This window comes from Chryseobacterium capnotolerans (genome assembly GCF_021278965.1).
Taxonomy (GTDB): domain Bacteria; phylum Bacteroidota; class Bacteroidia; order Flavobacteriales; family Weeksellaceae; genus Chryseobacterium; species Chryseobacterium capnotolerans.
On the sequence record NZ_CP065589.1, the window covers coordinates 4,037,467 to 4,063,400 of the forward strand.

The 25,934-nt window shown below is 35.4% G+C and carries 29 protein-coding genes and 1 pseudogene; 20 read left to right on the forward strand and 10 right to left on the reverse strand.

The features are described from left to right. Window positions 1-1,605 carry a GNAT family N-acetyltransferase gene (locus H5J24_RS19425; RefSeq protein WP_068940005.1) on the reverse strand — a complete coding sequence of 535 codons (1,605 nt, stop codon included), beginning with the start codon at window positions 1,603-1,605 and terminating at the stop codon, window positions 1-3. A 391-nt stretch (window positions 1,606-1,996) separates the two neighbouring features. Here H5J24_RS19425 and H5J24_RS19430 point away from each other — a divergent pair, with 391 nt between their 5' ends. The 6 genes from H5J24_RS19430 (at window position 1,997) to H5J24_RS19455 (ending at window position 5,455) form a co-directional block, all read left to right on the forward strand. Then, a complete protein-coding gene (locus tag H5J24_RS19430; RefSeq protein ID WP_068940007.1) occupies window positions 1,997-2,461 on the forward strand; it encodes a hypothetical protein in 465 nt (154 codons plus the stop codon). A 69-nt stretch (window positions 2,462-2,530) separates the two neighbouring features. Continuing rightward, window positions 2,531-2,980, forward strand: coding sequence for a hypothetical protein (locus tag H5J24_RS19435; RefSeq protein ID WP_068940009.1), 450 nt, complete (start codon window positions 2,531-2,533; stop codon window positions 2,978-2,980). Next, a complete protein-coding gene (locus H5J24_RS19440; protein ID WP_068940011.1) occupies window positions 2,980-3,477 on the forward strand; it encodes a metallophosphoesterase family protein in 498 nt (165 codons plus the stop codon). The genes H5J24_RS19435 and H5J24_RS19440 overlap by 1 nt, the downstream gene beginning before the upstream one ends. Before the next feature lie 86 nt (window positions 3,478-3,563). Further along, window positions 3,564-4,058, forward strand: coding sequence for a Smr/MutS family protein (locus H5J24_RS19445; protein WP_068940012.1), 495 nt, complete (start codon window positions 3,564-3,566; stop codon window positions 4,056-4,058). Window positions 4,059-4,076: 18 nt separating this feature from the next. Then, window positions 4,077-4,793 carry a DUF3822 family protein gene (locus H5J24_RS19450; RefSeq protein WP_068940014.1) on the forward strand — a complete coding sequence of 239 codons (717 nt, stop codon included), beginning with the start codon at window positions 4,077-4,079 and terminating at the stop codon, window positions 4,791-4,793. Window positions 4,794-4,876: 83 nt separating this feature from the next. Then, the gene (locus H5J24_RS19455; protein ID WP_232815793.1) at window positions 4,877-5,455 is read left to right on the forward strand and encodes an RsmD family RNA methyltransferase; all 579 of its coding nucleotides are present in this window, start codon (window positions 4,877-4,879) and stop codon (window positions 5,453-5,455) included. Here the strand turns inward: H5J24_RS19455 and H5J24_RS19460 are convergent, their stop codons facing one another. Further along, window positions 5,456-5,791 (reverse strand): winged helix-turn-helix transcriptional regulator, encoded by a 336-nt coding sequence (locus tag H5J24_RS19460; protein WP_232815794.1) that lies wholly within the window; start codon window positions 5,789-5,791, stop codon window positions 5,456-5,458. It abuts the gene before it with no gap. A gap of 85 nt (window positions 5,792-5,876) precedes the next feature. Here H5J24_RS19460 and H5J24_RS19465 point away from each other — a divergent pair, with 85 nt between their 5' ends. Further along, window positions 5,877-6,476: a nitroreductase family protein gene (locus H5J24_RS19465; protein ID WP_068940020.1), complete on the forward strand. Its 600-nt coding sequence runs from the start codon at window positions 5,877-5,879 to the stop codon at window positions 6,474-6,476. A gap of 315 nt (window positions 6,477-6,791) precedes the next feature. Here the strand turns inward: H5J24_RS19465 and murI are convergent, their stop codons facing one another. The 5 genes from murI to H5J24_RS19490 all read right to left on the reverse strand — a co-directional run bounded on the left by murI (window position 6,792) and on the right by H5J24_RS19490 (window position 12,151). Continuing rightward, window positions 6,792-7,622, reverse strand: a complete 831-nt coding sequence (gene murI / locus H5J24_RS19470) for a glutamate racemase (RefSeq protein WP_068940022.1) — start codon at window positions 7,620-7,622, stop codon at window positions 6,792-6,794. Window positions 7,623-7,733: 111 nt separating this feature from the next. Continuing rightward, window positions 7,734-8,858 carry a radical SAM family heme chaperone HemW gene (hemW, locus tag H5J24_RS19475; RefSeq protein ID WP_082810989.1) on the reverse strand — a complete coding sequence of 375 codons (1,125 nt, stop codon included), beginning with the start codon at window positions 8,856-8,858 and terminating at the stop codon, window positions 7,734-7,736. A gap of 51 nt (window positions 8,859-8,909) precedes the next feature. Beyond that, window positions 8,910-9,860: a PorP/SprF family type IX secretion system membrane protein gene (locus H5J24_RS19480; RefSeq protein ID WP_068940025.1), complete on the reverse strand. Its 951-nt coding sequence runs from the start codon at window positions 9,858-9,860 to the stop codon at window positions 8,910-8,912. Between the two features lie 51 nt (window positions 9,861-9,911). Next, window positions 9,912-10,985: an RluA family pseudouridine synthase gene (locus tag H5J24_RS19485; protein ID WP_185124648.1), complete on the reverse strand. Its 1,074-nt coding sequence runs from the start codon at window positions 10,983-10,985 to the stop codon at window positions 9,912-9,914. A gap of 74 nt (window positions 10,986-11,059) precedes the next feature. Next, a complete protein-coding gene (locus H5J24_RS19490) occupies window positions 11,060-12,151 on the reverse strand; it encodes a PASTA domain-containing protein (RefSeq protein WP_068940027.1) in 1,092 nt (363 codons plus the stop codon). Window positions 12,152-12,307: 156 nt separating this feature from the next. On the opposite strand from H5J24_RS19490, the gene H5J24_RS19495 reads away from it, so the two are divergent. The 5 genes from H5J24_RS19495 to H5J24_RS19515 all read left to right on the forward strand — a co-directional run bounded on the left by H5J24_RS19495 (window position 12,308) and on the right by H5J24_RS19515 (window position 15,400). After that, window positions 12,308-13,297: a D-alanine--D-alanine ligase gene (locus tag H5J24_RS19495; RefSeq protein ID WP_068940164.1), complete on the forward strand. Its 990-nt coding sequence runs from the start codon at window positions 12,308-12,310 to the stop codon at window positions 13,295-13,297. Between the two features lie 77 nt (window positions 13,298-13,374). Next, window positions 13,375-13,839: a pantetheine-phosphate adenylyltransferase gene (gene coaD / locus H5J24_RS19500; RefSeq protein WP_047098871.1), complete on the forward strand. Its 465-nt coding sequence runs from the start codon at window positions 13,375-13,377 to the stop codon at window positions 13,837-13,839. A 44-nt stretch (window positions 13,840-13,883) separates the two neighbouring features. After that, a complete protein-coding gene (locus tag H5J24_RS19505) occupies window positions 13,884-14,237 on the forward strand; it encodes a four helix bundle protein (RefSeq protein ID WP_068940030.1) in 354 nt (117 codons plus the stop codon). A 52-nt stretch (window positions 14,238-14,289) separates the two neighbouring features. Beyond that, window positions 14,290-14,922, forward strand: coding sequence for a trimeric intracellular cation channel family protein (locus H5J24_RS19510; RefSeq protein ID WP_068940032.1), 633 nt, complete (start codon window positions 14,290-14,292; stop codon window positions 14,920-14,922). Window positions 14,923-15,028: 106 nt separating this feature from the next. Then, entirely contained in the window at window positions 15,029-15,400 is a 372-nt protein-coding gene (locus H5J24_RS19515) for a hypothetical protein (protein ID WP_232815795.1), read from the forward strand. Window positions 15,401-15,490: 90 nt separating this feature from the next. Here the strand turns inward: H5J24_RS19515 and H5J24_RS19520 are convergent, their stop codons facing one another. Then, window positions 15,491-16,060, reverse strand: coding sequence for a hypothetical protein (locus H5J24_RS19520; protein ID WP_068940036.1), 570 nt, complete (start codon window positions 16,058-16,060; stop codon window positions 15,491-15,493). A 150-nt stretch (window positions 16,061-16,210) separates the two neighbouring features. After that, a complete protein-coding gene (locus H5J24_RS19525; RefSeq protein ID WP_068940037.1) occupies window positions 16,211-16,708 on the reverse strand; it encodes a dihydrofolate reductase in 498 nt (165 codons plus the stop codon). A 76-nt stretch (window positions 16,709-16,784) separates the two neighbouring features. Here H5J24_RS19525 and H5J24_RS19530 point away from each other — a divergent pair, with 76 nt between their 5' ends. The 5 genes from H5J24_RS19530 (at window position 16,785) to H5J24_RS19550 (ending at window position 21,232) form a co-directional block, all read left to right on the forward strand. Continuing rightward, window positions 16,785-17,390: a LemA family protein gene (locus H5J24_RS19530; protein ID WP_068940039.1), complete on the forward strand. Its 606-nt coding sequence runs from the start codon at window positions 16,785-16,787 to the stop codon at window positions 17,388-17,390. Further along, the gene (locus tag H5J24_RS19535; RefSeq protein WP_068940041.1) at window positions 17,390-17,821 is read left to right on the forward strand and encodes a TPM domain-containing protein; all 432 of its coding nucleotides are present in this window, start codon (window positions 17,390-17,392) and stop codon (window positions 17,819-17,821) included. The genes H5J24_RS19530 and H5J24_RS19535 overlap by 1 nt, the downstream gene beginning before the upstream one ends. After that, window positions 17,802-18,623 (forward strand): TPM domain-containing protein, encoded by an 822-nt coding sequence (locus tag H5J24_RS19540; protein ID WP_068940042.1) that lies wholly within the window; start codon window positions 17,802-17,804, stop codon window positions 18,621-18,623. The genes H5J24_RS19535 and H5J24_RS19540 overlap by 20 nt, the downstream gene beginning before the upstream one ends. Before the next feature lie 198 nt (window positions 18,624-18,821). Next, window positions 18,822-19,361 (forward strand): NAD(P)H-dependent oxidoreductase, encoded by a 540-nt coding sequence (locus H5J24_RS19545; RefSeq protein WP_232815796.1) that lies wholly within the window; start codon window positions 18,822-18,824, stop codon window positions 19,359-19,361. Further along, a complete protein-coding gene (locus H5J24_RS19550; protein ID WP_068940047.1) occupies window positions 19,346-21,232 on the forward strand; it encodes a monovalent cation:proton antiporter-2 (CPA2) family protein in 1,887 nt (628 codons plus the stop codon). The genes H5J24_RS19545 and H5J24_RS19550 overlap by 16 nt, the downstream gene beginning before the upstream one ends. A gap of 1 nt (window position 21,233) precedes the next feature. Here H5J24_RS19550 and H5J24_RS19555 read toward each other — a convergent pair whose 3' ends face one another. Then, window positions 21,234-22,049 carry a GIN domain-containing protein gene (locus H5J24_RS19555; protein WP_068940049.1) on the reverse strand — a complete coding sequence of 272 codons (816 nt, stop codon included), beginning with the start codon at window positions 22,047-22,049 and terminating at the stop codon, window positions 21,234-21,236. 254 nt (window positions 22,050-22,303) lie between these two features. On the opposite strand from H5J24_RS19555, the pseudogene H5J24_RS19560 reads away from it, so the two are divergent. The 3 genes and pseudogenes from H5J24_RS19560 to H5J24_RS19570 all read left to right on the forward strand — a co-directional run bounded on the left by H5J24_RS19560 (window position 22,304) and on the right by H5J24_RS19570 (window position 25,755). Next, window positions 22,304-24,444 (forward strand): annotated as a pseudogene (locus tag H5J24_RS19560) (M3 family metallopeptidase). Between the two features lie 335 nt (window positions 24,445-24,779). Next, entirely contained in the window at window positions 24,780-25,157 is a 378-nt protein-coding gene (locus tag H5J24_RS19565; RefSeq protein WP_068940053.1) for a YchJ family protein, read from the forward strand. Between the two features lie 4 nt (window positions 25,158-25,161). Then, entirely contained in the window at window positions 25,162-25,755 is a 594-nt protein-coding gene (locus H5J24_RS19570) for a hypothetical protein (protein ID WP_141395618.1), read from the forward strand. Window positions 25,756-25,934 lie beyond the last annotated feature (179 nt).

Genomic DNA, 25,934 nt, shown 5'->3' on the forward strand with positions numbered 1-25,934 from the left:
TTATGTTGTAATGTTTATTTTCAGGACCGAATTTTTAAAGATGTCTTCCGTTGTTTCATAGAATTTCTCACGGTCAAGGAAAGTCAGATTAGATGTTTTATAAGGAAGTGCCAATGATCTGTTGAATTCACAGCCTACTTTGGTAATCAGATTATGAGTTCCTTTATGAGATGCTGAGGCCTCCCCTATCATTCTTGTCAGTTGTGGGAAAGAGAAGAAATATTCCATACACATAGCCAACGCGTTCATTGAAAAGTTTGGAATTTTTTCTTTGGCAGGAGCAATGAGCATATGAAAGCCGTAATCTCCTGGATTGAAACGGTAATATTTACCAACCTCATCTTTTATTGCCCAATACAGTTCTAAAGTAAAAATAGGATTACCATTCAGAAGACCGATATACGGATGAGAATAATCAACCCCCATATGTTTGATATAAGCTTCTTCAAATTCCTGTTGATCCACATCCATTTCCCAGTATTTTTTAGCATACTCCATATTGGACCATTCATGAAGGAATTCCATATCCGTTTCCGGATTAAAAGCTCTCAAAGTAATTTCTAAAGTCCCGTTGTTGAAATACCTTTTATGCAGAATTTCCCCATAATCAGGTTTTATCAGTTTTTTGGAATAGTGTTTAGGATTAATGAGGAAATTATGTTGTCTGATATATTCTTTCCAGGTATCCTGATCTACACTATAAGCCTGCTTCAGGAAAAGTCTTGCTTCTATCGTTTCATAAATAAAATTCATGGCATCACCATAAACCTCTCTCAAAGAATCAATTTCAGTATCTACAATCTGATAAAGAACCTCTTCTTCTACAGAACCCAGATAAGCCAAGTGTCTTAGAACCGGATACAAATTGTAATATACCACATGAGTTCTTATAAAATTTTCAGCTTTTTCCGTTCTTATTACCGCCCCGTCTGTAATATACTCATCAAAATAAATATTTACTTTATCTGCATTTTGGCTGATAAATGTATGCTCGATATTACTGTTATAAATAATCCCTTCCTCAATATACTTTCCTACTGCTGTTTTCAACAAGGAGTGGGTATATTCTGAAAACCAGCGGATAATGGCGGCTTTCTTATCATAATTGGTTTCCAGTGCAATATTCTTAGAAATAAATTCCAGCAGGTTATCATTATCGTAGCCGAAAAATTTAAAGATAGATCCTACCTTAACAGAGTCTGTGAAAGTATCAGTACTTTCTACAGTCGTATGGCCCTGGTCAAAATACTCATTAAATTCTTCAGAAAAATAGTTGATATAAACCTCTTCGGGATTTTCTACGGTTGTATTTCCACCGTAAACAATGGAAGTAAGAAATCGATACGCTTCCTTTGCGCTTATCTTAACCACTTCGCCCATTTTCTTTTCTCTATACCCTACATCATTTCCGATGTAATGAACTCCGGTAGTAGAAAAATGCTTTACAGGAACAATTAAATAAGATTCTTTACCTGTAATATTAATTCGGATGAATTTACTTTCAGAACAACTGTTCATGAACGTTGACAACTCTTCATCAAACTTTGGTATAAGGTCAAAATAATACCAGTTTTTGTTTTCCAATAAGTACAAACCGACACTCATTATTATTTTTGTTTAGATTAAATAAAAATTAAGACAAATATATACATATTTTTTACCTAGCAAAAGAATTATTTAAAATACCGAAAATGAATAAATCAGAAATCTGATTATCAATACATTAAAACACATAATTCCAATTAATTAATACACTAAAAAGTGAATACATACGTTTTATGAGTCCCTTTTTTTAATAGCAAAGATTAACTTTTGGTATTTTCTAAAAAAAGCATTTAAGAATTAAATAAAAAAACAATAGAAAAACAGAAAATGTCTCAATGTGAGACTTTATAAAAGATTAAGTGTTTGTGACAAGGTTATATTAAATAGAAAACTTTCAGCCTTGTATTGAAAAGCTTAATTTTGTCGCTAGTAAGTGTAATCATTTTAAAATATGAAAAAATCAATCTCATTTCTTCTGTTGTTATTTTTCGCAGTAAGTTTTATGAAAAGCCAGGATAAAACCTCAGACCCATTTCTCTTCCAGACCTGGAAACTGAATAAGCTTGATGACTACATTTATACTTATGAAAAGCAGAATATTTTTGATGCTAAAACCCCTGGTTTAAAGTTTAGCAAAAATGGAAAGATCATTGGAAATTTGAGTAAATCAGCCAATGGCTATAACGCAAAAGATGATTTTCCGGGAAAAGCTTCAAAAATGGAAAGATACATGGGAAGCTGGAAAAAAGTTTCGGACACCACCATTGCTATTGTATTTTCATCCAATAATAGTATGGACGGAACTTTTGTGATTTCAAGACTTACAGAAAGTGGACTGAAGCTAAGAAAAGTCTTCAGTCCAGACATTGAAAAGAAACTTGATTCTATACGAAGAAGCAAAAATATTTCTTATTAGTACCCAACAAAGTTCAATCAAAATAGTTTTAGTAAAGCTTCTTTATATTTGCAATTTAAAATAGTAAAAATGACAATACACAGACTATTTGCTTTCTTCTTACTGATAGCGGGCTGTAATTTATATTTATCGCAGAATGTGACCATTAAAGATGACAAAGTTCTACTGGATGGAAAGCAAATCCTAAAAGCAGAAAAAATCAATCTCACCCAATATTCATTTTTTTCTATGAAAGATGATGAGGAAGTCCTAATGTATAAATATATGGATAATGAAACGCCACGATATGTAAGTGACGATTACTTTATCCTGAACTTTCTAACAGAAAAGACAAAAGTAGAATCTACTGACTTAGCAAAAATTGCCAATTTCATGAATTCTAAAAAAGGAATGGAAAAGCTGATAAAATGGCTGATCAAAGAAAGGGTGATCAATCAGGATGGAGCATTAAACCCTGAACGTGTAGCTATATTTAAAGAAAAATACGACGAAAATATTACTCAAAGAACCCTTAGATAATGACAAAAATTCTTCTCCTCTCCGATTCTCATTCTTATATGGATGACCGGATCCTTGAATATGCATCTCAGGCTGATGAAATCTGGCATTGCGGAGATTTTGGAAGTATGGATGTTATTGAACAACTTGAAAAAGTTAGACCTTTAAAAGGGGTCTACGGAAATATTGACAACTCAAAAATACAATCTGAGTTTCCGGAAGTCAACCGTTTTTTCTGTGAAAAATTAGAAGTTTTAATGATTCACATTGGTGGTTATCCCGGAAAATACACTCCTTTGACTAAAACTGAAATTGCTAAAAAATCGCCTAAATTATTTATCTCAGGGCATTCTCACATTTTAAAAGCAATGTATGATGAAAAGAACAGTCTTTTGCATCTGAATCCTGGAGCCTGTGGAAAACAAGGCTGGCATAAAGTGAGAACAATGATGCGTTTTGTGGTAGATGGAGAAGAGATAAAGGATCTGGAGATTATTGAACTTGGTTCAAGAGTGTAAGGATCCGAATTAACCTAACAGATTTCAAAAACATGTTAGGCTTAAAGTATAAATAGTAAGCAGAGCATTATTGATGCAATAAGAAAATGAAAATTGGAGATACAGTTTCTGTAGTGGATGAAGATTTAAGCGGAATGGTCACTTCCGTGAAAGGGAATATTGTGGTTTTTAAAGATAAATATGGCTTTACCCATCAATATCCTAAAGAAAAGCTAGTTCCCAAGAATGCTGATCTTTATGAAAATATCCGAATAGTAAAAAAAGCAGAACCTAAAAAGATCATGTCTAAAAAACATCAGAAAAATCATTTGGTTTTAGACTTGCATTTTCATAATTTGGTAAAGAATCCTAATGATTATGATAGTTTTGAAAGATTGTTTATTCAAAAGGAAAAATTAATTGAAGTGATTGAGTTTTGCAGAAAAAACAATTTGAAGAGACTGGAAATCGTTCATGGAATTGGTGACGGTACTTTACAGCGGATGGTTCGGGATGTTTTGGAAAGCCAGGTTAATATTGATTTTTATAATAAGGAAATACTTCACCATCAATCGGGTGCGGTAATGGTAGAATTTCACTAAATTTGCAGGAATTGAAATATGAACGTACTTAATTTACTTTTTACCAAAGACGGATTAATCTATCAGATTGTGAAAAACAAAAGCATTCTGGAAGAAAAATCTTATTTTGTTACTGAAGAAACACCCGCTAACCTCATTGAGGAAAAGCTGGATGAGGTTCTTATCAAACAGCGTTTTGATGAAATCCAGGTGATTTCTGCTCTGAATCATTTTACATTGATGCCGGAAGGTTTTTCCGACCATGATACCGGATTCGACCTGATCTCCTTCAATGCTCCGGCTGATAGAGAAAAAGAAGAACTGATGCTTTCTATCAACAAAAAATTCAACATTCAGTTTTATTATACTTTTCCAAAGAATTATTACAAGAAAATAAAAGAACTGGCGATACCGGTACATTTTAATTTTTCAGGGGAAAAGTTTTTAAGCTCTATCCACAATAAGAATAATAAAGAAATTCATATCAATCTTTACCACAACCAGTGCGAATTTTTTGCGATTGATAATAAGAAGATCATCCTTTACAATAATCTGGATGTAAATTCTGAAGTTGATTTCCTTTATTTTATCATGTTTACGCTAAGCAAAATAGGTTTCGGAATTAATGAGACCAGCTTTTACGCTTATGGTGAAACTACGGAAAATGAGACGTTTATTTCCGAACTTCAGAAGTTTGTAAAAAACCTGAAGATCGTTTTTGACAATATTCCTAATAAGAATTTTATACTTAACTAGATTGCAAGCCGCAGGGAATAGGGAATATAATCCAAACATCATCACCTGCCAACTATAATCTATTACCTAAACCCTAATATAATATGTTCAGAATAATATCAGGCAAATGGAAAGCCAAAAAAATTGCCGCCCCAAAAAACTTTGATGTAAGGCCTACCACTGATTTTGCGAAAGAAGCCTTATTCAGTATTTTGGAAAATAAATACGATATGCAGTCGATTTCTGTATTGGATCTTTTCGCAGGAATTGGTTCTATCACCTTTGAATTTGCTTCCAGAGGATGTCAGGATGTAACTTCTGTAGAAATGAATCCAAAGCACACGGCATTCATTAATACTACAGCATCTGAACTTGATATGGCTCTTCAGATCAACGTACAGAGAGGTGATGTATTTGACTGGCTGAAGAAATTCAGAAATAAAAAATCTTTCGAAATCGTTTTTTCTGATGCTCCTTTTGAAATGGAAGAGAAAAAATACTATGAACTGATTTCTTTAGTCCTGAATAATAAGTTCCTGAAAGAAAACGGAGTTCTTATCGTAGAACACCAAAGCCGTATGAAACTGGAACATCCTAATTTAGTAGACACCAGAAAATACGGAAACGTAAGTTTCAGTTTTTTGATCCGAATAAAGAAAATAATCAGGAACTTTAGTTCTTGATTATTTTTTTGAATTACCGGGAGCATTTATTCCCCATCGCGTAATAGCTTCCAGAACTGGCAATAAAGTCTTTCCAAATTCTGTTAAAGTATATTCTACCATCAAAGGTGGTTTCTCTGTATATACTTTTCTATCAATGATGTTATCTTCCTCTAATTGCTTAAGCTGAAGACTCAATGTTCTTTCTGTAATTGTCGGAATATCTTTTCTCAATTCATTATATCTCTTGGCTCCATGGATAAGATGGTGTAAAATTACAGCTTTCCATTTTCCGCCTATGAAACGCATGGTTACACTTGTACAGCAAGGGTAAGATTTGTTATCTATTATATACATTTTTTATACTATCATTTTTAACCGTTATTGCAAAGTTAATAAACTTAAATTAATTTTGTAACTATAAAAATGATAGTATAAAATTATGAACTTTTTAAACAAAATGAAAACAAGGTATACTGTAAAAAAGTATAACCCACAAGGCAATATCAGTGAAGAAAAAATCTCTCAACTGAAAGAAATCCTGAATCTGAGCCCTTCTTCCATTAACAGCCAGCCATGGAATTTTATTTTTGTAAATCGAGGTGACCTTAAATCGCAATTGGCAGAAGTTTCTTTTATCAATAGAGAAAAAGTAATAGACTGCAGCCATCTGATTATTTTCCAGGTCCTTAAAAACCCAGAAGATTTTGAGAAACAAATTGAGGAAAACCTGCCTGAGGGCGCTGTCAATTATTACAGAACCAGAGTAAAACCTAAAGGGGACGCTTTTGTTAAATCTTGGTTAGGTCACCAGGTTTATTTATCACTGGGAGTACTTCTTTCTGCATGTGCAGACATGGGAATAGATTCAACACCTATGGAAGGAATAGAACCTGAACTCTATGATGAAATCCTGAAAAACGATAAATATGAAACTCTGTTTGCCGTTGCTATTGGGGAAAAATTGGATACGGATGCCAATCAGCCTAAATTTAATCCAAAAACAAGATTAAAAGCTGAGAAAGTAATCCTGGAAGCATAGTTTTTACATACCAATTCCACAGATTTATTTTCAGAGGGACACGAACTTTCACACAAATAGTCACAAGCATCTGTGCAAATCTGTGAGATCTGTGGGAAAGTAAAAACTCTCTGATTATGTAGATTAAGCAGGTCGGACGAAAATCTGCATGATTCGCGAAATCTGCGAGAAATATATCAAGAATAAAATTGTAAAGAAGATAAAATCCTTGCAGCTTAGCATTTCCCAACATAACACAATATTGAGATTGCTTCGCTTCGCTCGCAATGACAAGAGAAAGAAAAAAGTCTGCTTCTAATGAGGCAGACTTTTTATTTATAATACTTTAAGTTCTAAATCTATGGTTTTACCGAAGAACTTCTTAGAGATCTTCTCAAAATTTTTGGTAATATCCGAAAGGTAGAAATGATAATTCGGTTTAGTATTATTGTCATTCAGAAGGTTATATTTATCAAGGATAATCTTCAGATGATTCGCTACGATATTAGGAGAATCAATGACTCTGACTCTATTCCCATAATACTGCTTAATTTCATCAATTAACAGAGGGTAGTGTGTACAGCCTAAAATTAATGTTTCAATATTCTTCAGCTTATTATTGCTCAGATAATTGTAAATAATGGCATGGGTAATTGGATGATTTTTAAAACCTTCTTCAATAGCCGGAACTAATAATGGAGTGGCCAATTCGTCAACCTTAATCCACTTATTATGTTTTCTGATACTCTTCTTATACAATCCGGAGTTTACAGTAGCTTTGGTAGCAATCACTCCTACATTATTATGGATCTCATAAGCCACTTTTTCTGCTACAGGATTAATAACATCTATAACAGGGACCTTTCCGGCAACCAGTTGCATTACTTCATTCAAAGCATTTGCTGTAGCCGTATTACAGGCAATTACAATGGCTTTACAATTCTGCTCCAGCAGAAAGTTAGTAATCTTTGTAGAATATTCTATAATCGCTTCTTTTGACTTTTCGCCATAAGGAAGATGTTTGGTATCTCCAAAATAAATAAGATCTTCATTAGGCAAAAGCCTTTTGATTTCTTTGGCTACAGTAAGACCTCCTACTCCGCTATCAAAAATACCGATAGGCTGGTTAGGGGAAAGATGCGAGTAATCTTGTTTCTTAGTTTTCAAATGAACTGAAATTTTATACAAAATTAATGAATTTACGTTGTATTACCTTGTAATTAATACAACATTATTAGGTCATGTCATGCTGAGCGAAGTCTATGCATTCTTTCCATTTCATACTATAAATAAATCTGAAGCAATTCCATCGGCCATAAACCAATGTTTTTCTGGAATTTTCAAATGGTCATTTTCTATGATTAAAATGTCTTCCTCAATTTTTTGTTTGATCTCGTCCTGGAAATGTTCAAGAAAACGTTCATCAAATTTTTCTTTTAAGCTTTTCAGATCTACTCCCCAGATGGTTCTCAACCCAATCATAATCATTTCATTAAACTGATCTTCTTTCGAAAGAATTTCCACTTCTTTAGCCAAGAGTTTTGTACTAAGCTTTTTAATGTATTGTTGATTATTAGCTATATTCCAGCTTCTTACATCAAATCCGTTGTAAGAATGTGCAGAAGGGCCTATCCCTAAATATTCCTGATACTTCCAATAGGACGAGTTATGTCTGGAATAGAAACCAGGTTTTGCAAAGTTTGAAACTTCATAATGTTCAAAACCATGATCCTTTAAAAAGTCAGACAGGTAATAGAACTCTTTGTTCTGTTCTTCTTCTTTTGGACTTTTAACTTTCCCTTTTGCTATCCAGTTATCAAGAGCTGTTTTAGGCTCAACGGTTAGAGCATAAGAGGAGATATGAGGTACTTCCAGAGCAATGGTTTTATGTAAATTCTCTTTCCAGATCTCCAGATTAGAGGTAGGTGAACCATAAATTAGGTCTATACTCAGATTTTCAAATCCAAAATCCTGAGCCCGTTTGATCGATCCTTCTGCTTCTGAAGCAGTATGTGCCCGATTCATTAGTTTAAGATCTTCTTCAAAGAAGCTTTGTGTTCCAATTGACAAGCGATTAACAGGTGTTCCCGCCAGCTGCTTTAAGAAATTCTTATCCAGATCATCCGGATTAGCTTCCAATGTAATCTCAATATCTTTTTCAAAACTGAAATAGCGTAAAACCTCGTCAATTAAGGAATTAATCTCATCCACTGAAAGAATAGATGGCGTACCACCTCCAAAATACAGAGATTTTAAATTCGGGTTCTGTAACTCATCTTTTCTAAGCTGAATTTCAGTTTTCATCGCACGAAGCATTTCATCTTTAAAATTAAGAGATGTTGAAAAATGAAAATTACAATAACTGCATTTTTGCTTACAGAACGGAATGTGAATATATATCATAAAAAAAGCTCTGAAAAAATTCAGAGCTCAAATTTATTTAAATTAAATTGATTAATATCTATATCCTCGAACATTAATAAAGTTATCGAAGTTATAACCAAGTCCGATCATGAAGCTGTTTCCTCCATACGTTTGAATATCAGACAAACCAAGGTTATAAGTAGCTCCAATCATAATTTTGTTGAGTCTTACTTTAACAACCGGAGCAATTTCCAATTGCTGGCTGTCAAATCTGTTCTGAGCAGCTCTATAACTTACCCCTACAGAGAATGCATTCACCTCATTATTGAAAGTAGCCATAAGGTTATAGTCCATTACTCTTGTTGAGTTCGTGTTTAGGTTAATCATGGCAGCAGGAGTTAACATGATGTTATCTGCAATATGCCAGTTATATCCTAAGTTTAAGAAAAATTTAATTGGAGAAGGTTCCCATCCGTTTACGATAGGTTTATCATTTCCTAATGCAATATCATTTACGGAAACACCTCCAAAAAGGTTTCTATAAGTAGCAGCCAAACCGAAGTTAGCATACGCCATAAAGATATTCTGCTGGTCACCTTTTACTAAAGGATCTCCCTGCTCTTCCACATTGATTTTAGTATAATCAAAATTTCTGTTGTACAAACTAACACTTGTACCGAATGAGAACTGATCTTTTCTGTCTCCTTCACTACTTAGAGGAATAAAATATGAAGCACCTGCTGTAACTCCTCCTGCAGATTCAGCTCCATTACTGTCTCTGAATACGGTAAGACCGGCACCTACTCTATCGAAAATGTTTGCATTAATTCCCACAGATTGTACATTTGGGGATTCGCTGAATTTTGAAAATTGCTTTTGATAAATGGCATTGAGCTGTACGTAGTCTGTTTTACCGTACTGAGCCGGGTTGAACAGGAAATCACCATCCAAAAGGTACTGTTGATAATATGGTAGTGATTCTTGTGCTTTGTATGCATTTGACAAAAGAGCTAAACATACGATAGCATATAGTTTTCTCATAACAAATCTTGATTTCAATTCAACAAATATAAAAAAAATCTCAATATATTTTTAGTTTTCTAAATAAATTCTCCATTTTTTTACAGCATCCTCCATATCTTTAGGCATTGGACTTTCAAAATATAATTCCTTTTTTGTTGTTGGGTGTATAAATCCCAAGGTATGCGCATGCAGTGCATGTCTCGGAAGAATTTCAAAAACATTTTTAATAAATTGCTTGTACTTTGGAAGATTCACTCCTCTTAAAGGCGTATGGCCTTCATAACGCTCATCATTGAACAATGTATGCCCGATATGTTTGAAGTGTGCTCTGATCTGATGCGTTCTTCCCGTTTCAAGTTTACATTCCACCCAAGTCATATATTTGAATCTCTCTAAGACTTTATAATGGGTAACAGCATGTTTCCCCTGACTTCCATCTTCGTAAACAGACATCTGCATTCTGTTTTTAGGATGCCTTCCGATGTGCCCTCTGATGGTACCCTCTTCTTCCTGAGGATTTCCCCAGACAAAAGCCCAGTACAACCTCTTAGTCGTTCTGTTAAAGAACTGCTTTGCCAGAAAACTTAATGCGTATTCATTTTTAGCAATTACCAGAAGTCCGGAAGTATCTTTATCAATCCTGTGAACAAGGCCTACCCTGTCAAGATCAGATTTTGCGCCATTTTTCTCAAAATGAAACGCCAGAGCATTAACCAAAGTTCCATCCCAATTTCCATGTCCCGGATGTACTACCATACCTGGCTCTTTATCTACGACTACCAGATCTTCATCTTCATACACTATATTAATAGGAATATCCTGTGGAATAATCACATTTTCTCTTGGCGGGCGGGTTAGCAGTATTGAGATTTGATCTCCGGGCTTTACACGGTAATTCTGTTTTACTGCAGTCCCGTTGACTATAACGTTTCCAGCCCTACAGGTCTGAGAAATTTTATTTCTTGAAGAGTTCTGGCGGTGTATTAAAAGAAATTTATCGATTCTTAATGGCTCCTGTCCGGGATCAACAGTGATATTAAGATGCTCATATAACCCTTTGTTTTCCTCATCAATATCGATGTTATCAATACTGTTGGAATCCAACAATTCTTCGTCTAAAAAATCTTCGTTATCTTCTGACATTGTATTTATTTTTTTTACACAAAAGGCTTCAACATTTTGCAGTTGAAGCCTATATTTTTATTTTTAATCTGTAGTTATTCTACGACTACTTTCTTAGCTTTCGGCTTTTGAGCAGGCTGCTGTGTAGTAGTGGAGGCAGCTGGTTTGGCTGAAGTTCCTGTGGCTGGAGTACTGGTAGAAGCTTTCGGCTTCTCTGTTCCTGTACTTGTTGGTTTCGGAGTTGCAGCCTGAGGCTTTGGAGTCTCTGTTTTAGGAGCTTCTGTCTTTGGAGTTTCTCTCCTAGGTGCAGGTGCAGGCACTACAGGAGCTTCATAGCTAGGTTCATTATGAACTTCCTCATATCGTACTGGCGGCAGAGAAGTATCTACTTTCATTCGATAAATAGAATTCAACTGTTCCACTTTTGCTCTCAGCTCTGCTGGGGTTCTCTTACTTGCCCAGAGGTCAATCTGCATTCCCTGGTCACGAACATCTCCTGAAGCAGGATCCTGATAATAGATAATATCAGATTCATCCTTACCTCCATCTTCATGCTCTACCAATCCTACTTCAAACATACTTTTCGTAATGACTGCTCTTGCTTCTTTTACGGAAAGTCCTACTACATTAGGAATTGAAATATTTCTCATTGGTCCTGATCCTACTACAACATCAATGACAGAGAATCTAGGAAGACGGGCACCTGGGTTTACCGCGTTTCCTTTATATAAAATTCTTAATAGAGCATCTTTCTGAATACTTGGCTCATAAATGGTATCTCCAATTTTCAGCCCAACCTGATCCAATCTCTGGAATGCCAGTCCTGAATATTTATTGATAACATCCGGAACAGCAATCTGAGCCCATGTTCTAGGATTCACTTTAAGACGTACTGTTCTTCCATCCTTCACACGGGAGCCCGGAGCAGGATAGATTTGTAAAACCTGAAATGGTCTGTATTTAGGGTCATAATTGGCACTGTCTACTTCATATTCCAAACCTGTATCATCTAATATTTTAACAGCATCGTGTACAGATTTATTAACAACATTAGGAACAGGAATTTCCTGACCGTGATTAGTATGGTACTCTAACCAGCGGAACGTAAGCCATACAAGCCCTACGAAAACACCGATTGCCACTACTAAATTGACTAAAACTTTCCAATTGAAAAGTGATTTAAGCATACTTAAAAATACTTTAATTATAACCGCAAATATAGCTAATAATTTTAGAATGGACTTTTTATTTAACACAATTCATTTTTGATTTGAAAATTTCCCGATTTCCCGTATTGCATTGCATAAAATGTTTAAATTTGCCTTAATTGATACTATATGGTTATGAATAAAAAAAGTGTTGCCGTAGTAATGGGAGGCTATTCTGATGAATATGTTGTATCCTTAAAAAGCGGACAATTGATCTATGATTCCTTAGATAGAAATCTATATGATGTATATAAAGTAGTAATTCTTAAAGATGAATGGTATTTTTTAGGAGAAAATGATAAAAAACTCCCTATCAATAGAGGAGATTTTTCTGTTACCTTAGATAATGGGGAAATATTAAAATTTGACGCATGTTTCAATATCATTCACGGAACACCGGGTGAAAATGGTATTTTGCAGGCGTATTGGGATGCCATAGGTCAAAAATACACTGGATGTGATTTTTACCAGAGTGCCCTTACCTTCAACAAAAAAGATACACTTGCCGTACTATCAAAATATGGAATTCCATCAGCGAAAAGCATTTATCTAAGAAAAGGAGAAAACATCAATGTGGATCAAATTGTAGAAGAGCTGAATCTTCCACTTTTTGTAAAACCTAACCAATCCGGTTCTTCACTGGGAATCTCTAAAGTAAAAGAAAAATCTGAGCTGATCACAGCTACAGAAATTGCCTTCAAAGAAGATGACGAAATCCTGATCGAAAGTTTCTTAAACGGAATGGAGGTTTCTGTAGGAGTTATCGATTTTAAAGGAGAAACCATCGTTTTAGGGATTACAGAAATTGTTCCTACCAATGAGTTTTTCGATTATGAAGCTAAATATGAAGGAGCATCTGAAGAAATTACTCCTGCAAGAATTGACGAAGAAACCACAAAAAGAGTTGAAGAAATTGCGAAAAGAGCGTACAATTCGCTTGGAATGAGCGGATTCTCAAGAAGTGAATTCATTCTAATGGACGGTATTCCTTATATGCTTGAAATGAATACCAACCCGGGATTCTCTCCTGCAAGTATCCTTCCTCAACAGGCAAAGCATTATGGAATTTCCATTATGGATCTTTGTGGAAATGAAGTTGAAAAAGCTTTAAGTAAAAGAAAATAGATAGTAGAAGTTAAAAACCAAAGGTTAGTTTTAAGGCTGACCTCTGGTTGATCACTCAAAATCATAACTCATACAACATGAAAATTGCTGTTTTCCCAGGGTCTTTCGACCCTATCACTTTAGGACATTACGATATTATAGAAAGAGCGGCTCCGCTATTTGACAAATTAATTATTGCCATCGGACAGAATTCCCAGAAGAAATATATGTTTCCTCTTGAAAAAAGAATGGAATTCATTCAAAACTCTGTAGCAGAATTCCCGAATGTAGAGGTAGATTCATTTGAAGGCTTAACAGTAGATTACTGCTTTGAAAAGAATGCTCAATACATCATCAGAGGGTTGAGAAATCCTGCCGATTTTGAATTCGAAAAAGCAATCGCTCACACCAACAGAACATTAGCTCACAAAAAACTGGAAACTGTATTCCTATTAACTTCTTCCGGAAAATCATTCATCAGCAGCAGCATTGTAAGGGAAATCATTACCCACGGCGGCGAATACGAACTGATGGTTCCCGACTCCGTTAGGGTTGAAAGGTAGATATAATGAGTAATAAGTAATGAGCAATAGGTAATTCTAACAATATGGATTTTAATCAGATTTTCCGTGAAAGAACTAAAAAATTTTCTATTGCTATCATTAGAGCACTTTCTGTATTACCGTATTCTGACGATCTTTCAATAATAAGAAAGCAAATCATCAGGTCTTCAACTTCAGTGGCTGCTAATTATAGAGCCGTTTCAAGAGCTAGGTCTGAAAAAGAAAAATTTGCTAAAATCTGCATTGCAGTTGAAGAAATTGATGAAACACAACTTTGGCTTGAAATTATTGAAGAACTAGAATACATAAGTCCAGAAAAAATTCTACATTTAAAATCAGAATATGAAGAGCTTGTAAAAGTTATGACCAGATATAAGTTTAAATTGTCCCAAATTTAAGTGGCATAATTTTTATTACTCATTGCTCATTATTCATTACTCATCATAATATATGCACGAACAGTTCAATTTTGCCATAGAAGTATTGGGAACCATCGCGTTTTCCATGTCAGGAAGTTTTGCAGCGATGCAGAAACGGCTGGATCCTTTTGGCGTTCTTATTATTGCTTTTGTGACTTCTGTAGGTGGAGGAACTGTAAGAGATCTTTTGCTGGATATTCCCGTATTCTGGATGCATGATCTTCTGATGTGTGCTCTGATTATTATTACCAGCGTTGTCTCCATGGTATTCAAATCCCTTGAAAAAAACTTTAAGGTCACCTTATTTATCTTCGACAGCTTTGGACTAGGACTGTTTACCATTATCGGAATTCAGAAAGGATTAAATGTTGGGATCCATCCCTTAATCTGCATTGGATTGGGAACTATTACAGGCTGTTTTGGAGGAATTATCAGGGATATATTACTGAACAGAATTCCTTTGATTTTCCGAAAAGAAATCTATGCTACAGCATGTATTGTAGGTGGAGCAGCATTTTTACTGATGACAAAGTATACTCCGTTATCCTATACTTTCATCCAGATCTTTACCATCTTATTGATTGTAGGCATCAGAACCCTTGCCGTGAAATACCATTGGCAGATGCCTAAATTTTATGGCTATGATCAGACTTCTGAAATGTAATACTATGAAAAAACTCTCTTTCATTATTCTGATATTCTCTTTATTATCCTGTAAAAAGGAACACACATTTGATCTTGATAAGGATCTTTATCAGTTTTCAGAAAAAATGGAGAATGGAGATACAGTGAAAATAAAAACGAATTTCCCGGCCTGTACATATTTTGCATTTGAAGAATATACTTTTACAAAGCAAAATGATACGTTATTCGTAGAAAAGTATTCAAGAGAAGATCCTTCTGATAGACAACAAAAGTTAGCTAAAATGATGTATAAGATCAAAGCCGATGATCCTTCATCTTTTGAAAATTATTTTAAATATTTAAAGAAAACGGATACGATTGATAAAAATGATGACTGGGCACTTGTATCTGTCACTTATAAAAATCAAAGAAAGCGCTTTTACGCAAGTAATCTCAGAGATCAGTTTGAAAAAATAGATACCTTAAATCCAGTCAGAAAAAAAAATATACCCGAATGACACTTTCCTACAAATTGAAGAACCCGCTCCTTTAAAAAACAAAAAGTCCTGAAAATTCAGGACTTTTATATTTGATATAAGTTTTTTTTCTTAGAAGAACTTCCCTCTATTTCTCATATTAGGATTGTGCATATGCTTCTGCATAGTTGGCATTTTCAACTGATCTTTCATCATTTTGATTTGATCTGTCATCATTCCTGCACTGTCTAATCTTTTAGCTTCATCCAGTAACTTCTGACCTTCCTGCTTTCTTCCTTTGGAAATAGCCGCTGCTGCAAGATTTAAAGTTGCCATTGCTCTGTCATGCTTCATATTCAAACCATATTCCAAAGCTTTTTTCATTAAAGGCTCCACTTTTGTCGGATGATCCTGAGCTTGTGTTAACCCTAATAAATAGTGGAAATATCCGTATTGAGTTTTATGAAGTTGTCCTTTATAGTCTGTAATTTTTGTTAACCATTCTGCAGCTTTCTCCATATTTTGTTTTCTCAACTGCCAGAATGCCAAAAGGATATACTCATTTTTAAAGTAAAGCGCAATTGGAATAGCTGCTAAAAGAAAAACAACAATCCCCCATCCAAGATTTCTTGTGAAAATCATCATATAAAGTCCCAGAAGGATAAGAAGTGCTGCTACTGCAATTTTAATGTTCTTATTCATTATTAAATTTTAGAAGTGCAAAGATAATAAATTTAAAGGTTAAAGTTCAAAAAGTCAATGGTGAATGGTGAATTCACTATACTGATTAATTGTTGATAATCATCAGTAATTCACGATTCACTTTGCGAAGCAAAAATTGACTATTGACTTCTAAGCTTCTTTTTTGATTCTTTCAAACGTTTGGAAACAGAAATCACAACCATTTTTTTCGTCTTTTTCATGGCAGATTTCATTTGTTTTTTTCCAGATTTTCTCATCAATTTTCGGGAAGAATGTATCTGCTTCCAGATCAGCTTTTACCAGCGTAACCTCAAGTTTATCCACAATATCCATTGTTTGTTCATAGATGTTTCCGCCACCGATAACGAAAACTTCCTCATCAATTTTTTTAGCAAACTTGATGGCTTCTTTAAGGCTTCCCACAATAAGAATTCCTTCTTCAAACCAATCTTTCTTTCTTGAAACAACAATATTGGTACGGTTAGGAAGTGGTTTTCCAATACTCTCATACGTTTTTCTTCCCATAATAATCGGATGCCCGGAAGTAAGGTCTTTAAAATGTTTTAAATCTTTCGGAAGATGCCAAAGCAACTGGTTTTCAAAACCAATCTCGTTTTTCTCTCCCATTGCCACCACTATTGTTGTCATTCAAATATAATTTTCTACAAAATTAGCACATAATTTGTATATTTGATTAGCACAAAAAATTAAAAAAAAATAAACTATGAAAAATAAAGGATGTCTGGGCGCCGGAACTATTGGTATTGCCCTCCTTATTATTGTTGCAGTTCTATTCTTTTGGGGAAAAAGCGGATATAACAGCTTTGTCAACAAAGAACAAAATGTTAATGCAAAATGGTCTAATGTAGAGACCGTATATCAAAAAAGAGCGAATCTTATTCCTAACCTGGAAAGAACCGTAAAATCGTATTCAAAATTTGAACAGGAAACCTTAACGCAAGTAGTAGAAGCTCGTTCTAAAGCAACTTCTATCAACATTGATCCTACCAATATGACAGAAGCCGATCTTGCTAAGTTCCAGGCTGCACAGGGTGAGTTATCCGGTGCATTAAGTAGATTAATGGCTGTGGTAGAGTCTTATCCTAACTTAAAAGCAGATCAGCAGTATATCAATTTCCAAAGAGAGTATACCGCTATTGAAAACAGTATCAGAACAGAAACTGTTTATTATAATGATGCTGCAAAGGATTATAACACTTCTATCAAGACTTTCCCGAATAATATTTTGGCGAATTTCACCAACTTTAAAGAAAAACCTTATTTCAAAGCTGATGCAGGAGCTCAGAAAGCCCCTGAAGTATTCAAATAATAATGGGTAATTTCCTTACAAATCAACAGATCGCTTCCCTTGTGGAAGCGATTCAGTCAGCAGAAGACCATTCTACAGGGGAAATTAGGGTACATATTGACTCTAATACGGAAAACCGTGATGCTAAAACAGCATTTAAAGTTTTCACCGAACTGTGTATGGATAAAACTACCGACAGGAACGCTGTGCTTTTTCATGTTAATTTCGAACAGAAATACCTTACCATTATTGGTGACATAGGTATTCATGAGAAGGTTCATCAATCCTATTGGGATCATCTTCATGACTATATTACTTCTGAATTTGCCAAAGGAAATTATTATCAGGCATTGAAAAGTGCTATTTTGGAAACCGGCATTGAACTTAAAAAATATTTTCCTGTTGAAGGAGAAAATCCAAACCAACTTCCGAATGAAATTACATTCTCTTAAAATAGTATTTTCATTTTTACTGATCTGCTTTTACACTTTTGTATCAGCACAATACACTATTCCTCAAAAACCAGCAATTTTATATCCTGTTTTTGATGAAGCCGGGATTTTATCCCAGCAGGAAAAAGATGAACTTAATAATAAGCTCATCAAATTTGCCGATTCCACTTCCACAGAAATTGAGGTGGTGATCATTAAGTCTACCAAAGGTGAAGATGTCAACTTTCTAGCAACGATGTTTGGTGAACAATGGAAAATCGGTAAAAAAGGAGTGGATAATGGAGTGGTCTTCCTGATCGCGACTGAAGATCACACAATGTCTATCCAACAGGGACGGGCTGTGGAACAATATCTTACTGCATCTGTTGCAGGACAGATTCTGGACTATATTGTTACCCCTAACTTCAAAAAGGGCCTTTGGTATGAAGGGATCAACCGTGGTACCTCAGCTATTATGGAAGCTGTTCAGGGCAAATTTAAACCTGCTCCTACAACAGCACCTTCCGGTGATGGCAGTGCTCTTAAGGTTCTTATTATCGCCTTTGTTATTTTTATCATCATTGCTATTCTCTTCGGGAACCGAGGAGGCGGTGGCGGTGGTCGTGGTAATTATGACGACGATGATGATGTTATCATCACGCGAAGAGGACGCAGAAATTATCCTGGCGGGTTCTTCCCATTCCCAGGCAGTTTTGGTGGCGGTGGCTTCGGAGGTGGAAGTTCCGGCGGTGGTGGCGGAGGCTTTGGCGGCTTCGGTGGCGGTGGAAGTTTCGGCGGTGGCGGTGCTTCCGGCGGATGGTAATCTCACAACAATTACAATCACATATCAAATAGATCAGGTCTTAAGGGCCTGATTTTTTATTTAAAAACTTAAAATAACTACGTTTCTTTGATTTTAATTAATATTAAATCCATATTCACATATTAAAAAATTAATAAATCAACATAAAACCTACCTTTTATTCAATATTTTTTCAGTATATTTACTGAAAACAGGATTATGAAGAAGACGCTGGTAGTATTTGCACACCCCTATCTGGAGCACTCCAATTCGAATGTAGAGCTCATCAATTTCTACGTTCGTCACCAGCATTATACCTTAAGAGATCTTTATGAGGAATATCCTGACTTCCATATTGCTGCCTTCAGGGAAAGAAAACGTTTAGCCAACTACGATCGCTTTGTTTTTCAGTTTCCACTGATCTGGTTCGGAATGCCACCTCTGTTAAGGTTATGGATTGATGAAGTTTTCGACCGCGACTGGCTTCAGCCCGGAAAGCACAACCCACTTGAAAATAAAGAAGTCTATATTCTGGTAACCACCGGTGGAAAAGAAAGATCCTTCAGTAAAACCGGAACTTATCAATATACCGTAGATGAACTGATTAGTGGACTTATTGTTTCATTAAAGGTTTTCAAGGCAGATATAAAGCTTATCAAGATCGTTTACGAAGCCAATAAATTGTCTAAAAAAGAAATTATTCTACATAAAAAGAGTTTACAGAACTGCTCAATCAATAATATATGGAGTCCAGCTTAGCGATGAACACATTACTTTTTCTGGGTGTAGCCATTATCATGGTTCCACTGGCTAGAAAATTTGGATTGAGTTCAGTCATCGGTTATATTTTAGGAGGAATCATCATTGGTCCTTACGTTCTCAGACTTACCGGAAATAATGTTAATGACATTATGCATGCCAGTGAGTTTGGGGTTATCATGCTTTTATTTATTGTTGGGCTGGAACTGGAACCAAGGAAGTTCTGGGAAATGCGTAAGAAAATTATGGGGCTGGGGCTTACTCAGATGCTTCTGACTATTTTATTATTATTTCTTGTATTCATCAGTGTAGGCTGGAGAATAGATAAGGCTATTGCAGTAGCGATGTGTTTCGCCCTATCCTCTACTGCTATTGTATTACAAACACTCCAGGAAAAGAATAATTTTAAAACCACAGCTGGTGAAGCATCTTTCTCTACCTTATTGTTTCAGGATATTTCTGTAATTCCTATTCTGGCTATCCTACCAATTATTGCCAATTATAAGGCAAAGCATCACGATAATGAAATTCAGATTCTTATACAAAAACTTCCGGAATGGCTTCAGGCAAGCACCGTTATTCTTGGGGTAGCCTTGTTGATTCTATTGGGCAGATATGTATTTGTACCCTTCTTACGCTATGTTTCAAAATCAGGAATGGCAGAACTATTAACCGCTTCTTCTCTATTCCTAGTTATTGGAGTATCAGAATTAATGATCGTTATTGGGCTTTCTCCGGCATTAGGAGCTTTCCTGGCAGGAGTAATGCTGGCCAACAGTGAATTCCGACATGAGCTTGAAGCCCAGATCAATCCTTTTAAAGGGCTGTTGTTGGCAGTATTTTTTGTAAGTGTAGGATCAACCATCAATTTTAATATCATTCAAAAAGATCCCCTGTTTATTTTCAGTACGGTATTCGCGGTATTGGCAGTAAAGTTCTTAGTGTTGTATACTATTGGTAAGTTTTATAAAATAGATACTCCACAAAGTCTTTTCTATGCTTTCGCCCTTTCTCAGGTGGGAGAATTTGCCTTTGTATTGATTAATTATGCTTCAGATCTTTATCTTTTAAGTCCTGAGCTGAATGCACAACTGATGGCTGTTACAGCAATCACCATGTGCATTACTCCTATTCTTCTGATCCTCAATGATAAATTCATTACCCCTAAGTTTATTAAAGAAATCCCTGAAGAGGAAAATGATTACAATATTCTGGACAGTGATGTAAGCCAGAAAAAGATTATTATTGTAGGTTTCGGGCATTTTGGAAGCACTGTTGGACGTCTTTTAAAAGCTAATAAAATATCAGCAACTGTTTTGGACAGAGATTCTGACCGTGTGAAGCTTCTAAGAAGCTATGGTTTTAAGGTTTATTATGGAGATGCTACAAGGATTCCCATTCTAAGAGCAGCAGGAATTGAAGACGCCGAGATTCTGGTATTATGTCTTGATGATCCGGATGACAATATGTTTATTGCAGAATTGGTGCGTGAACATTATCCGGAGGTAAAAATATTTGTAAGAGCAAAGAACAGAATTGATGCCTATGAATATCTTAACAATGGAATCAATCATATTTATCGGGAAACATTGGGAACAGCTGTTGATATGGCCGTTGATGTCCTACATGAAACGGGGATGAGAAAGTATGCAGCCAGACGTCTTGGGCAAAGATTTATGGCCATTGATAAGGCTTCCATCAGAAAACTGGCAAAAGCTACAGAAGACAGCGATATTGCTTTATTTACCACAAAAGAAATCCTCCAGCGTGAGGAGGAATTATTGGCTTACGATAATCTTAATTTTGATAATAAAAATTGGGAAGATTCCTCATCCACTGAGGAAGAAGACGAGGAAGAATCCCAAGATTGATTTATTGGATGTTCACACTTCCGCCGCTACTTTCTTCTTTAGTAACGCTTTTAAGGTCTCCTTTTTTAGCGATATCAACACTTCCCCCTGAAGAAGCTTCTGCCTTAACGGAAGAAACTGCGCTAATATGAATACTGGCCCCACTGGATGCATCAGCCACTACATTATCTGCAATCACTTCTCTAGCTGAAATGCTGCTGCCTGAAGAAGAACTGATATCGGCATTTTTAGCTTTTCCGGAAATATCAATACTTGATCCTGATGAAGATTCTATATCAAGATTTACAGCCCAGATCTTCCCACTGAAGCTACTGCTGCTATCTGTATTAATATTGAATTCGTTAGCTTCAAGATTTCCGGAGATACTTCCTGCACTTGATACTTCAATATCAGTTTTTTCCTGAGTAAATTTATCTTTTACATTAATGCTTGCTGCAGATTCTGCAGTCAGTTTTGTAAAATCTCTGGTATAAATTTTTGCAGTAACTTTATTAATATTCATTACTCTTATTCCTTTCTTGTAGTGAATGTGTACTTTTCCGCCTTCGTTCTCTACAAGTATTTCATCAATGATACTTTGAGGGGCTGAAATCACTATTTTTTCAGTATCTGACTTTACAATTTCTGCATCTATTGCCTGAGAAACCTGAATTTCATCAAAATCTCCATTGAATTCTCTCTGCTGAATAGGTCCTGATTCCTTATTGATTACTTTCTCAACCCAACCGTTATTTTCTTTATTTTTCTTCTCATGTCTTTCATTACATGAGGCTAATACCACTAAGGCTGAGAAAATAAAAAGAGTCTTTTTTTTCATGTTTATTTTTTTTTAGAGATTATTTTTTAGATATATAATTTAATAACAACTAAAATATAAAAAATATTACATCATCTTGTATGATCTTTATGATTATAGAAAATCAACCTCTTATCAGGAGCTTTTTATAAATTCAGATTTTATTCCTCATCATAGAAAAATATTCACTTCTTTCCTTTATTAAATACATTCATGAAAATATCTGTCATAAAGCAAGTTTTTAATATCTTTATGGTTTAATAACAACTATATTTATGAAGAATATTTCATCGGTATTATTAATTTCTGCCTTGGCGTTCAATCAATCTTGTACTACAATGAAACAGACCGATACACAACAGGAACTTCCTGCTCCTGATCCATCTTTATCTTCAAACCCTTTTATGAAGAAGAGCAAGCTTCAGTACGAAGCTCCGGAGTTTGACAAAATTAAAAACGAACATTTTAAACCGGCTTTTGAATTCGGATTAAAGCAACATGCTGCTGAAATTGAAAAAATTGCCAACAATCCTGCTACTCCTACTTTTGAAAATACAATCGTTGCATTGGAAAAAAGTGGTGAAGTACTGAGAAGAGCTCAAATTGTATTTTCGAATCTGACAAGTGCGAATACCAACCCTACTCTACAGGCTTTGGATGAAGAATATGCGCCTATTTTTGCAGCACATTCTGATAAAATGTACCTGAATGAAAATCTTTATAAAAGAATCAAATCCATCAAAGAAGATGGCCTAGATTCTGAAAGCAAGAGATTAGTTCAATATTATAAGCAAAACTTTGAGATTGCAGGTGCGAACCTTTCTGCTGCTGACAAAGAAAAACTAAAGCAGATCAATCAGGAACTGGCTTCTCTTTCTACTCAATATGCCAATAAGTTATTGGAAGCGAGAAAACAAGGTGGTGTATTCTTTGCTGATGCAAAAGAACTGGACGGACTTTCTACTGATGAAATTGCAGCGGCAGCAGCTGATGCTAAAACGGCAGGACAACCGGGTAAATATCTTCTTGCTTTACAAAATACAACCCAGCAGCCTCTTTTACAAAACCTGAAAAACAGAGCTTCCAGAGAAAAGCTATTCAAAGCTTCCTGGACAAGAGCTGAAAAAGGTGATGCTAATGATACGAGAGAAACTATTGAAAAACTGGCTAAAATCAGACTGAAGAAAGCTCAGATTCTTGGGAAAAAGAATTTTGCAGAATGGAAACTTCAGGATCAGATGGCGAAAACCCCTGAAGCAGCAACTAAATTAATGAATCAGGTGGCTACACCGGCTGTAGAAACAGCAAGACGTGAAGCTAAAGATATCCAGGATCTTATTGATCAGCAAAAGGAGGTTTCAAGGTAGAGCCTTGGGACTGGAATTTCTATGCTGAGCAGGTAAGAAAGGCTAAATTTGATCTTGATGAGAGTGAAATCAAACCTTATTTTGAAATCACAACGGTTTTAGAAAAAGGAGTTTTCTTCGCTGCTGAAAAATTCTACGGATTAACGTTCAAAAAGAGAACTGATCTTCCGGTGTACCACCCGGATGTAGTGACTTATGAAGTTTTCGATCATGACGGAAAATCTATCGCAATCTATTATCTGGATTTCTATACAAGAGATTCTAAAAATGGTGGTGCATGGATGAGTAACTTCGTAGAGCAGTCTTATCTTATGGGAACAAAACCGGTCATTGTTAACTGTTACAATTATCAGAAACCGGCTCCTGGAAAACCTTCCTTAATCAGCTTTGATGATGTTTCAACTATTTTCCATGAGTTTGGACACTCTATCCACGGAATGTTTGCAAGCCAGAAATATCCATCTCTTTCCGGAACGAATGTGCCAAGAGATTTTGTGGAATTCCCTTCTCAAATCAATGAGCACTGGGCACTGGATCCAATGGTCATCAAGAACTATGCAGTTCATTATGAAACAAAACAACCGATTCCTCAAGCCTTAGTAGATAAAATTAAAAAAGCAGCTACTTTCAACCAAGGATATATGACTACGGAATTGATTTCTGCAGCCGCTTTAGATATGGATTGGCATTCTGTAACGAATGAAAGCCAGTTTATTCCTGTTCTAGATTTTGAAAAACAATCTTTAACGAACCATGGATTCACTTTAGCAACAGTTCCGCCGAGATATCACACACCTTATTTTGCCCACATCTGGGGTGGTGGATATTCAGCAGGATATTATGCTTACCTATGGTCTGAAACATTGGATAACGACGCATGGGAATGGATCAGCAAGAATGGTGGATTAACCAGAGAAAATGGTGACCGTTTCAGAAAATATATTCTTTCTGTAGGAAATTCTGTAGATCTTAACCAGGCATTCAGAGATTTCACAGGGCATGATCCGGATATCAAACCTTTATTAAGAAACAGAGGGTTTATTAAATAATACTTTGAGAAGCATTCTTTTAAGAGTGCTTCTTTTTTTCCACGAATGCCCATTTTTTTATTGAAACTCATATATAAAGCACTGTATTCTATGTTGTCTATGCGGTTTAAAATCTTTTACCACATATAGCATTATCATTCGTGAATTCGTGGCGATTCTTCAGCAGTATATAATTTCATCGCAGATGAAATCTTTGCGCCTTAAAAACACCTTAGGAAATAAACAATTTGTGCCTCTGCGATTTTCCAACAATAACATTATAACAGAAGTAAAAAATCAAGGCTGTTTCTATTGATATTCCTTATTTTTGCAGCATAAAATTTTAAACTTAAAAGATGAATTGTCCCTGCTGTTCAGGAAAATCTTACGAAGAATGCTGCAAACCTTATCACACCGGAGAAAAACATGCTCCTACCGCTGAAGCATTAATGCGTTCCCGATTTTCTGCTTTCGCAATCCCGAATGGTGAATATCTAATGGAAACCACCCTTCCGGGAAAACGTAAATATCACAACAAACGGGATCTTCAGGAATGGGGCGAGATCAATGAATGGACAAAACTGGAAATTGTTCAGACTCCTGCTTTAAATCACGTAGAATTTAAGGCTTATTATACAGATCAGGACGGGCATCCTCAAATCCATCACGAGTTTTCTGTTTTCCAGAAAATGCATGAACGCTGGTATTATGTTTCAGGTAAGTTTTTAGACTAAAAATATGAAGAAGAATTTTATGTACACATTGCTGTTTTTATTTTGCAGCTTTGGAATTTTCAATGCACAAACAGCTGAGGATAAAAAAGAGATATCTATTGCTGTTACTGATATATTAAAAGGATTCCAGACTAAAAATGGTGATCTCATGAATAAATATGTGAATGAAACCTATGGTGTAGGTGTCCTTTTTAAAAGTGGTGGTGACCTGGGATTTGTTTTAAATGAAGATGTAGATTTCAATATGCCATTAGGACATATTAAAAAGGCATGGAATATCAGAAATCAATTTCCAATACAATTCGATCAGAGTTATGGATATGATGTAAAAAATAAGAAATGGTCAAAAGAAGGATTATCGGTTCAGTTTAATTCTAATACAGTTAATGATTATGCTGACAAGTTTTCAGAACTATATGCTGTAAAGGATCAGACGATTTTTAAGATCAATTCCAATCCTAAAGATGTTGTTTTTGTAACACTTGCTGAGAACAGTAAAGAAAAAACTCCTATTAACGGATTTAGATTTGTCATGACAAAGGTTGAAGGAAAATGGTTCCTTACGTTTATTGATGTGACGGAGTATGATGCTGAGTAAGAAAATAGTGAAAACCACCCCGTCAAATCTTCGATTTGACACCCTTCCAGCGGAGGGGAATGCCAAGCATTATACTAAGATTAGTATATAAAACAAAATCACCAACAGAATGCTCTGCTGGTGATTTTTATATTGTATTACAATGTACTTGCAGCACAAAAAAAATGCCCGAAAAAATC

Coding starts and splice junctions, on each gene's coding strand:
- H5J24_RS19425 (WP_068940005.1), bottom strand. CDS start 1,605: ATGAGTGTCGGTTTGTACTTATTGGAAAACAAAAACTGGTATTATTTT.
- H5J24_RS19430 (WP_068940007.1), top strand. CDS start 1,997: ATGAAAAAATCAATCTCATTTCTTCTGTTGTTATTTTTCGCAGTAAGT.
- H5J24_RS19435 (WP_068940009.1), top strand. CDS start 2,531: ATGACAATACACAGACTATTTGCTTTCTTCTTACTGATAGCGGGCTGT.
- H5J24_RS19440 (WP_068940011.1), top strand. CDS start 2,980: ATGACAAAAATTCTTCTCCTCTCCGATTCTCATTCTTATATGGATGAC.
- H5J24_RS19445 (WP_068940012.1), top strand. CDS start 3,564: ATGAAAATTGGAGATACAGTTTCTGTAGTGGATGAAGATTTAAGCGGA.
- H5J24_RS19450 (WP_068940014.1), top strand. CDS start 4,077: ATGAACGTACTTAATTTACTTTTTACCAAAGACGGATTAATCTATCAG.
- H5J24_RS19455 (WP_232815793.1), top strand. CDS start 4,877: ATGTTCAGAATAATATCAGGCAAATGGAAAGCCAAAAAAATTGCCGCC.
- H5J24_RS19460 (WP_232815794.1), bottom strand. CDS start 5,791: ATGTATATAATAGATAACAAATCTTACCCTTGCTGTACAAGTGTAACC.
- H5J24_RS19465 (WP_068940020.1), top strand. CDS start 5,877: ATGAACTTTTTAAACAAAATGAAAACAAGGTATACTGTAAAAAAGTAT.
- hemW (WP_082810989.1), bottom strand. CDS start 8,858: ATGATATATATTCACATTCCGTTCTGTAAGCAAAAATGCAGTTATTGT.
- H5J24_RS19480 (WP_068940025.1), bottom strand. CDS start 9,860: ATGAGAAAACTATATGCTATCGTATGTTTAGCTCTTTTGTCAAATGCA.
- H5J24_RS19485 (WP_185124648.1), bottom strand. CDS start 10,985: ATGTCAGAAGATAACGAAGATTTTTTAGACGAAGAATTGTTGGATTCC.
- H5J24_RS19490 (WP_068940027.1), bottom strand. CDS start 12,151: ATGCTTAAATCACTTTTCAATTGGAAAGTTTTAGTCAATTTAGTAGTG.
- H5J24_RS19495 (WP_068940164.1), top strand. CDS start 12,308: ATGAATAAAAAAAGTGTTGCCGTAGTAATGGGAGGCTATTCTGATGAA.
- coaD (WP_047098871.1), top strand. CDS start 13,375: ATGAAAATTGCTGTTTTCCCAGGGTCTTTCGACCCTATCACTTTAGGA.
- H5J24_RS19505 (WP_068940030.1), top strand. CDS start 13,884: ATGGATTTTAATCAGATTTTCCGTGAAAGAACTAAAAAATTTTCTATT.
- H5J24_RS19510 (WP_068940032.1), top strand. CDS start 14,290: ATGCACGAACAGTTCAATTTTGCCATAGAAGTATTGGGAACCATCGCG.
- H5J24_RS19515 (WP_232815795.1), top strand. CDS start 15,029: ATGGAGAATGGAGATACAGTGAAAATAAAAACGAATTTCCCGGCCTGT.
- H5J24_RS19520 (WP_068940036.1), bottom strand. CDS start 16,060: ATGAATAAGAACATTAAAATTGCAGTAGCAGCACTTCTTATCCTTCTG.
- H5J24_RS19525 (WP_068940037.1), bottom strand. CDS start 16,708: ATGACAACAATAGTGGTGGCAATGGGAGAGAAAAACGAGATTGGTTTT.
- H5J24_RS19530 (WP_068940039.1), top strand. CDS start 16,785: ATGAAAAATAAAGGATGTCTGGGCGCCGGAACTATTGGTATTGCCCTC.
- H5J24_RS19540 (WP_068940042.1), top strand. CDS start 17,802: ATGAAATTACATTCTCTTAAAATAGTATTTTCATTTTTACTGATCTGC.
- H5J24_RS19545 (WP_232815796.1), top strand. CDS start 18,822: ATGAAGAAGACGCTGGTAGTATTTGCACACCCCTATCTGGAGCACTCC.
- H5J24_RS19550 (WP_068940047.1), top strand. CDS start 19,346: ATGGAGTCCAGCTTAGCGATGAACACATTACTTTTTCTGGGTGTAGCC.
- H5J24_RS19555 (WP_068940049.1), bottom strand. CDS start 22,049: ATGAAAAAAAAGACTCTTTTTATTTTCTCAGCCTTAGTGGTATTAGCC.
- H5J24_RS19565 (WP_068940053.1), top strand. CDS start 24,780: ATGAATTGTCCCTGCTGTTCAGGAAAATCTTACGAAGAATGCTGCAAA.
- H5J24_RS19570 (WP_141395618.1), top strand. CDS start 25,162: ATGAAGAAGAATTTTATGTACACATTGCTGTTTTTATTTTGCAGCTTT.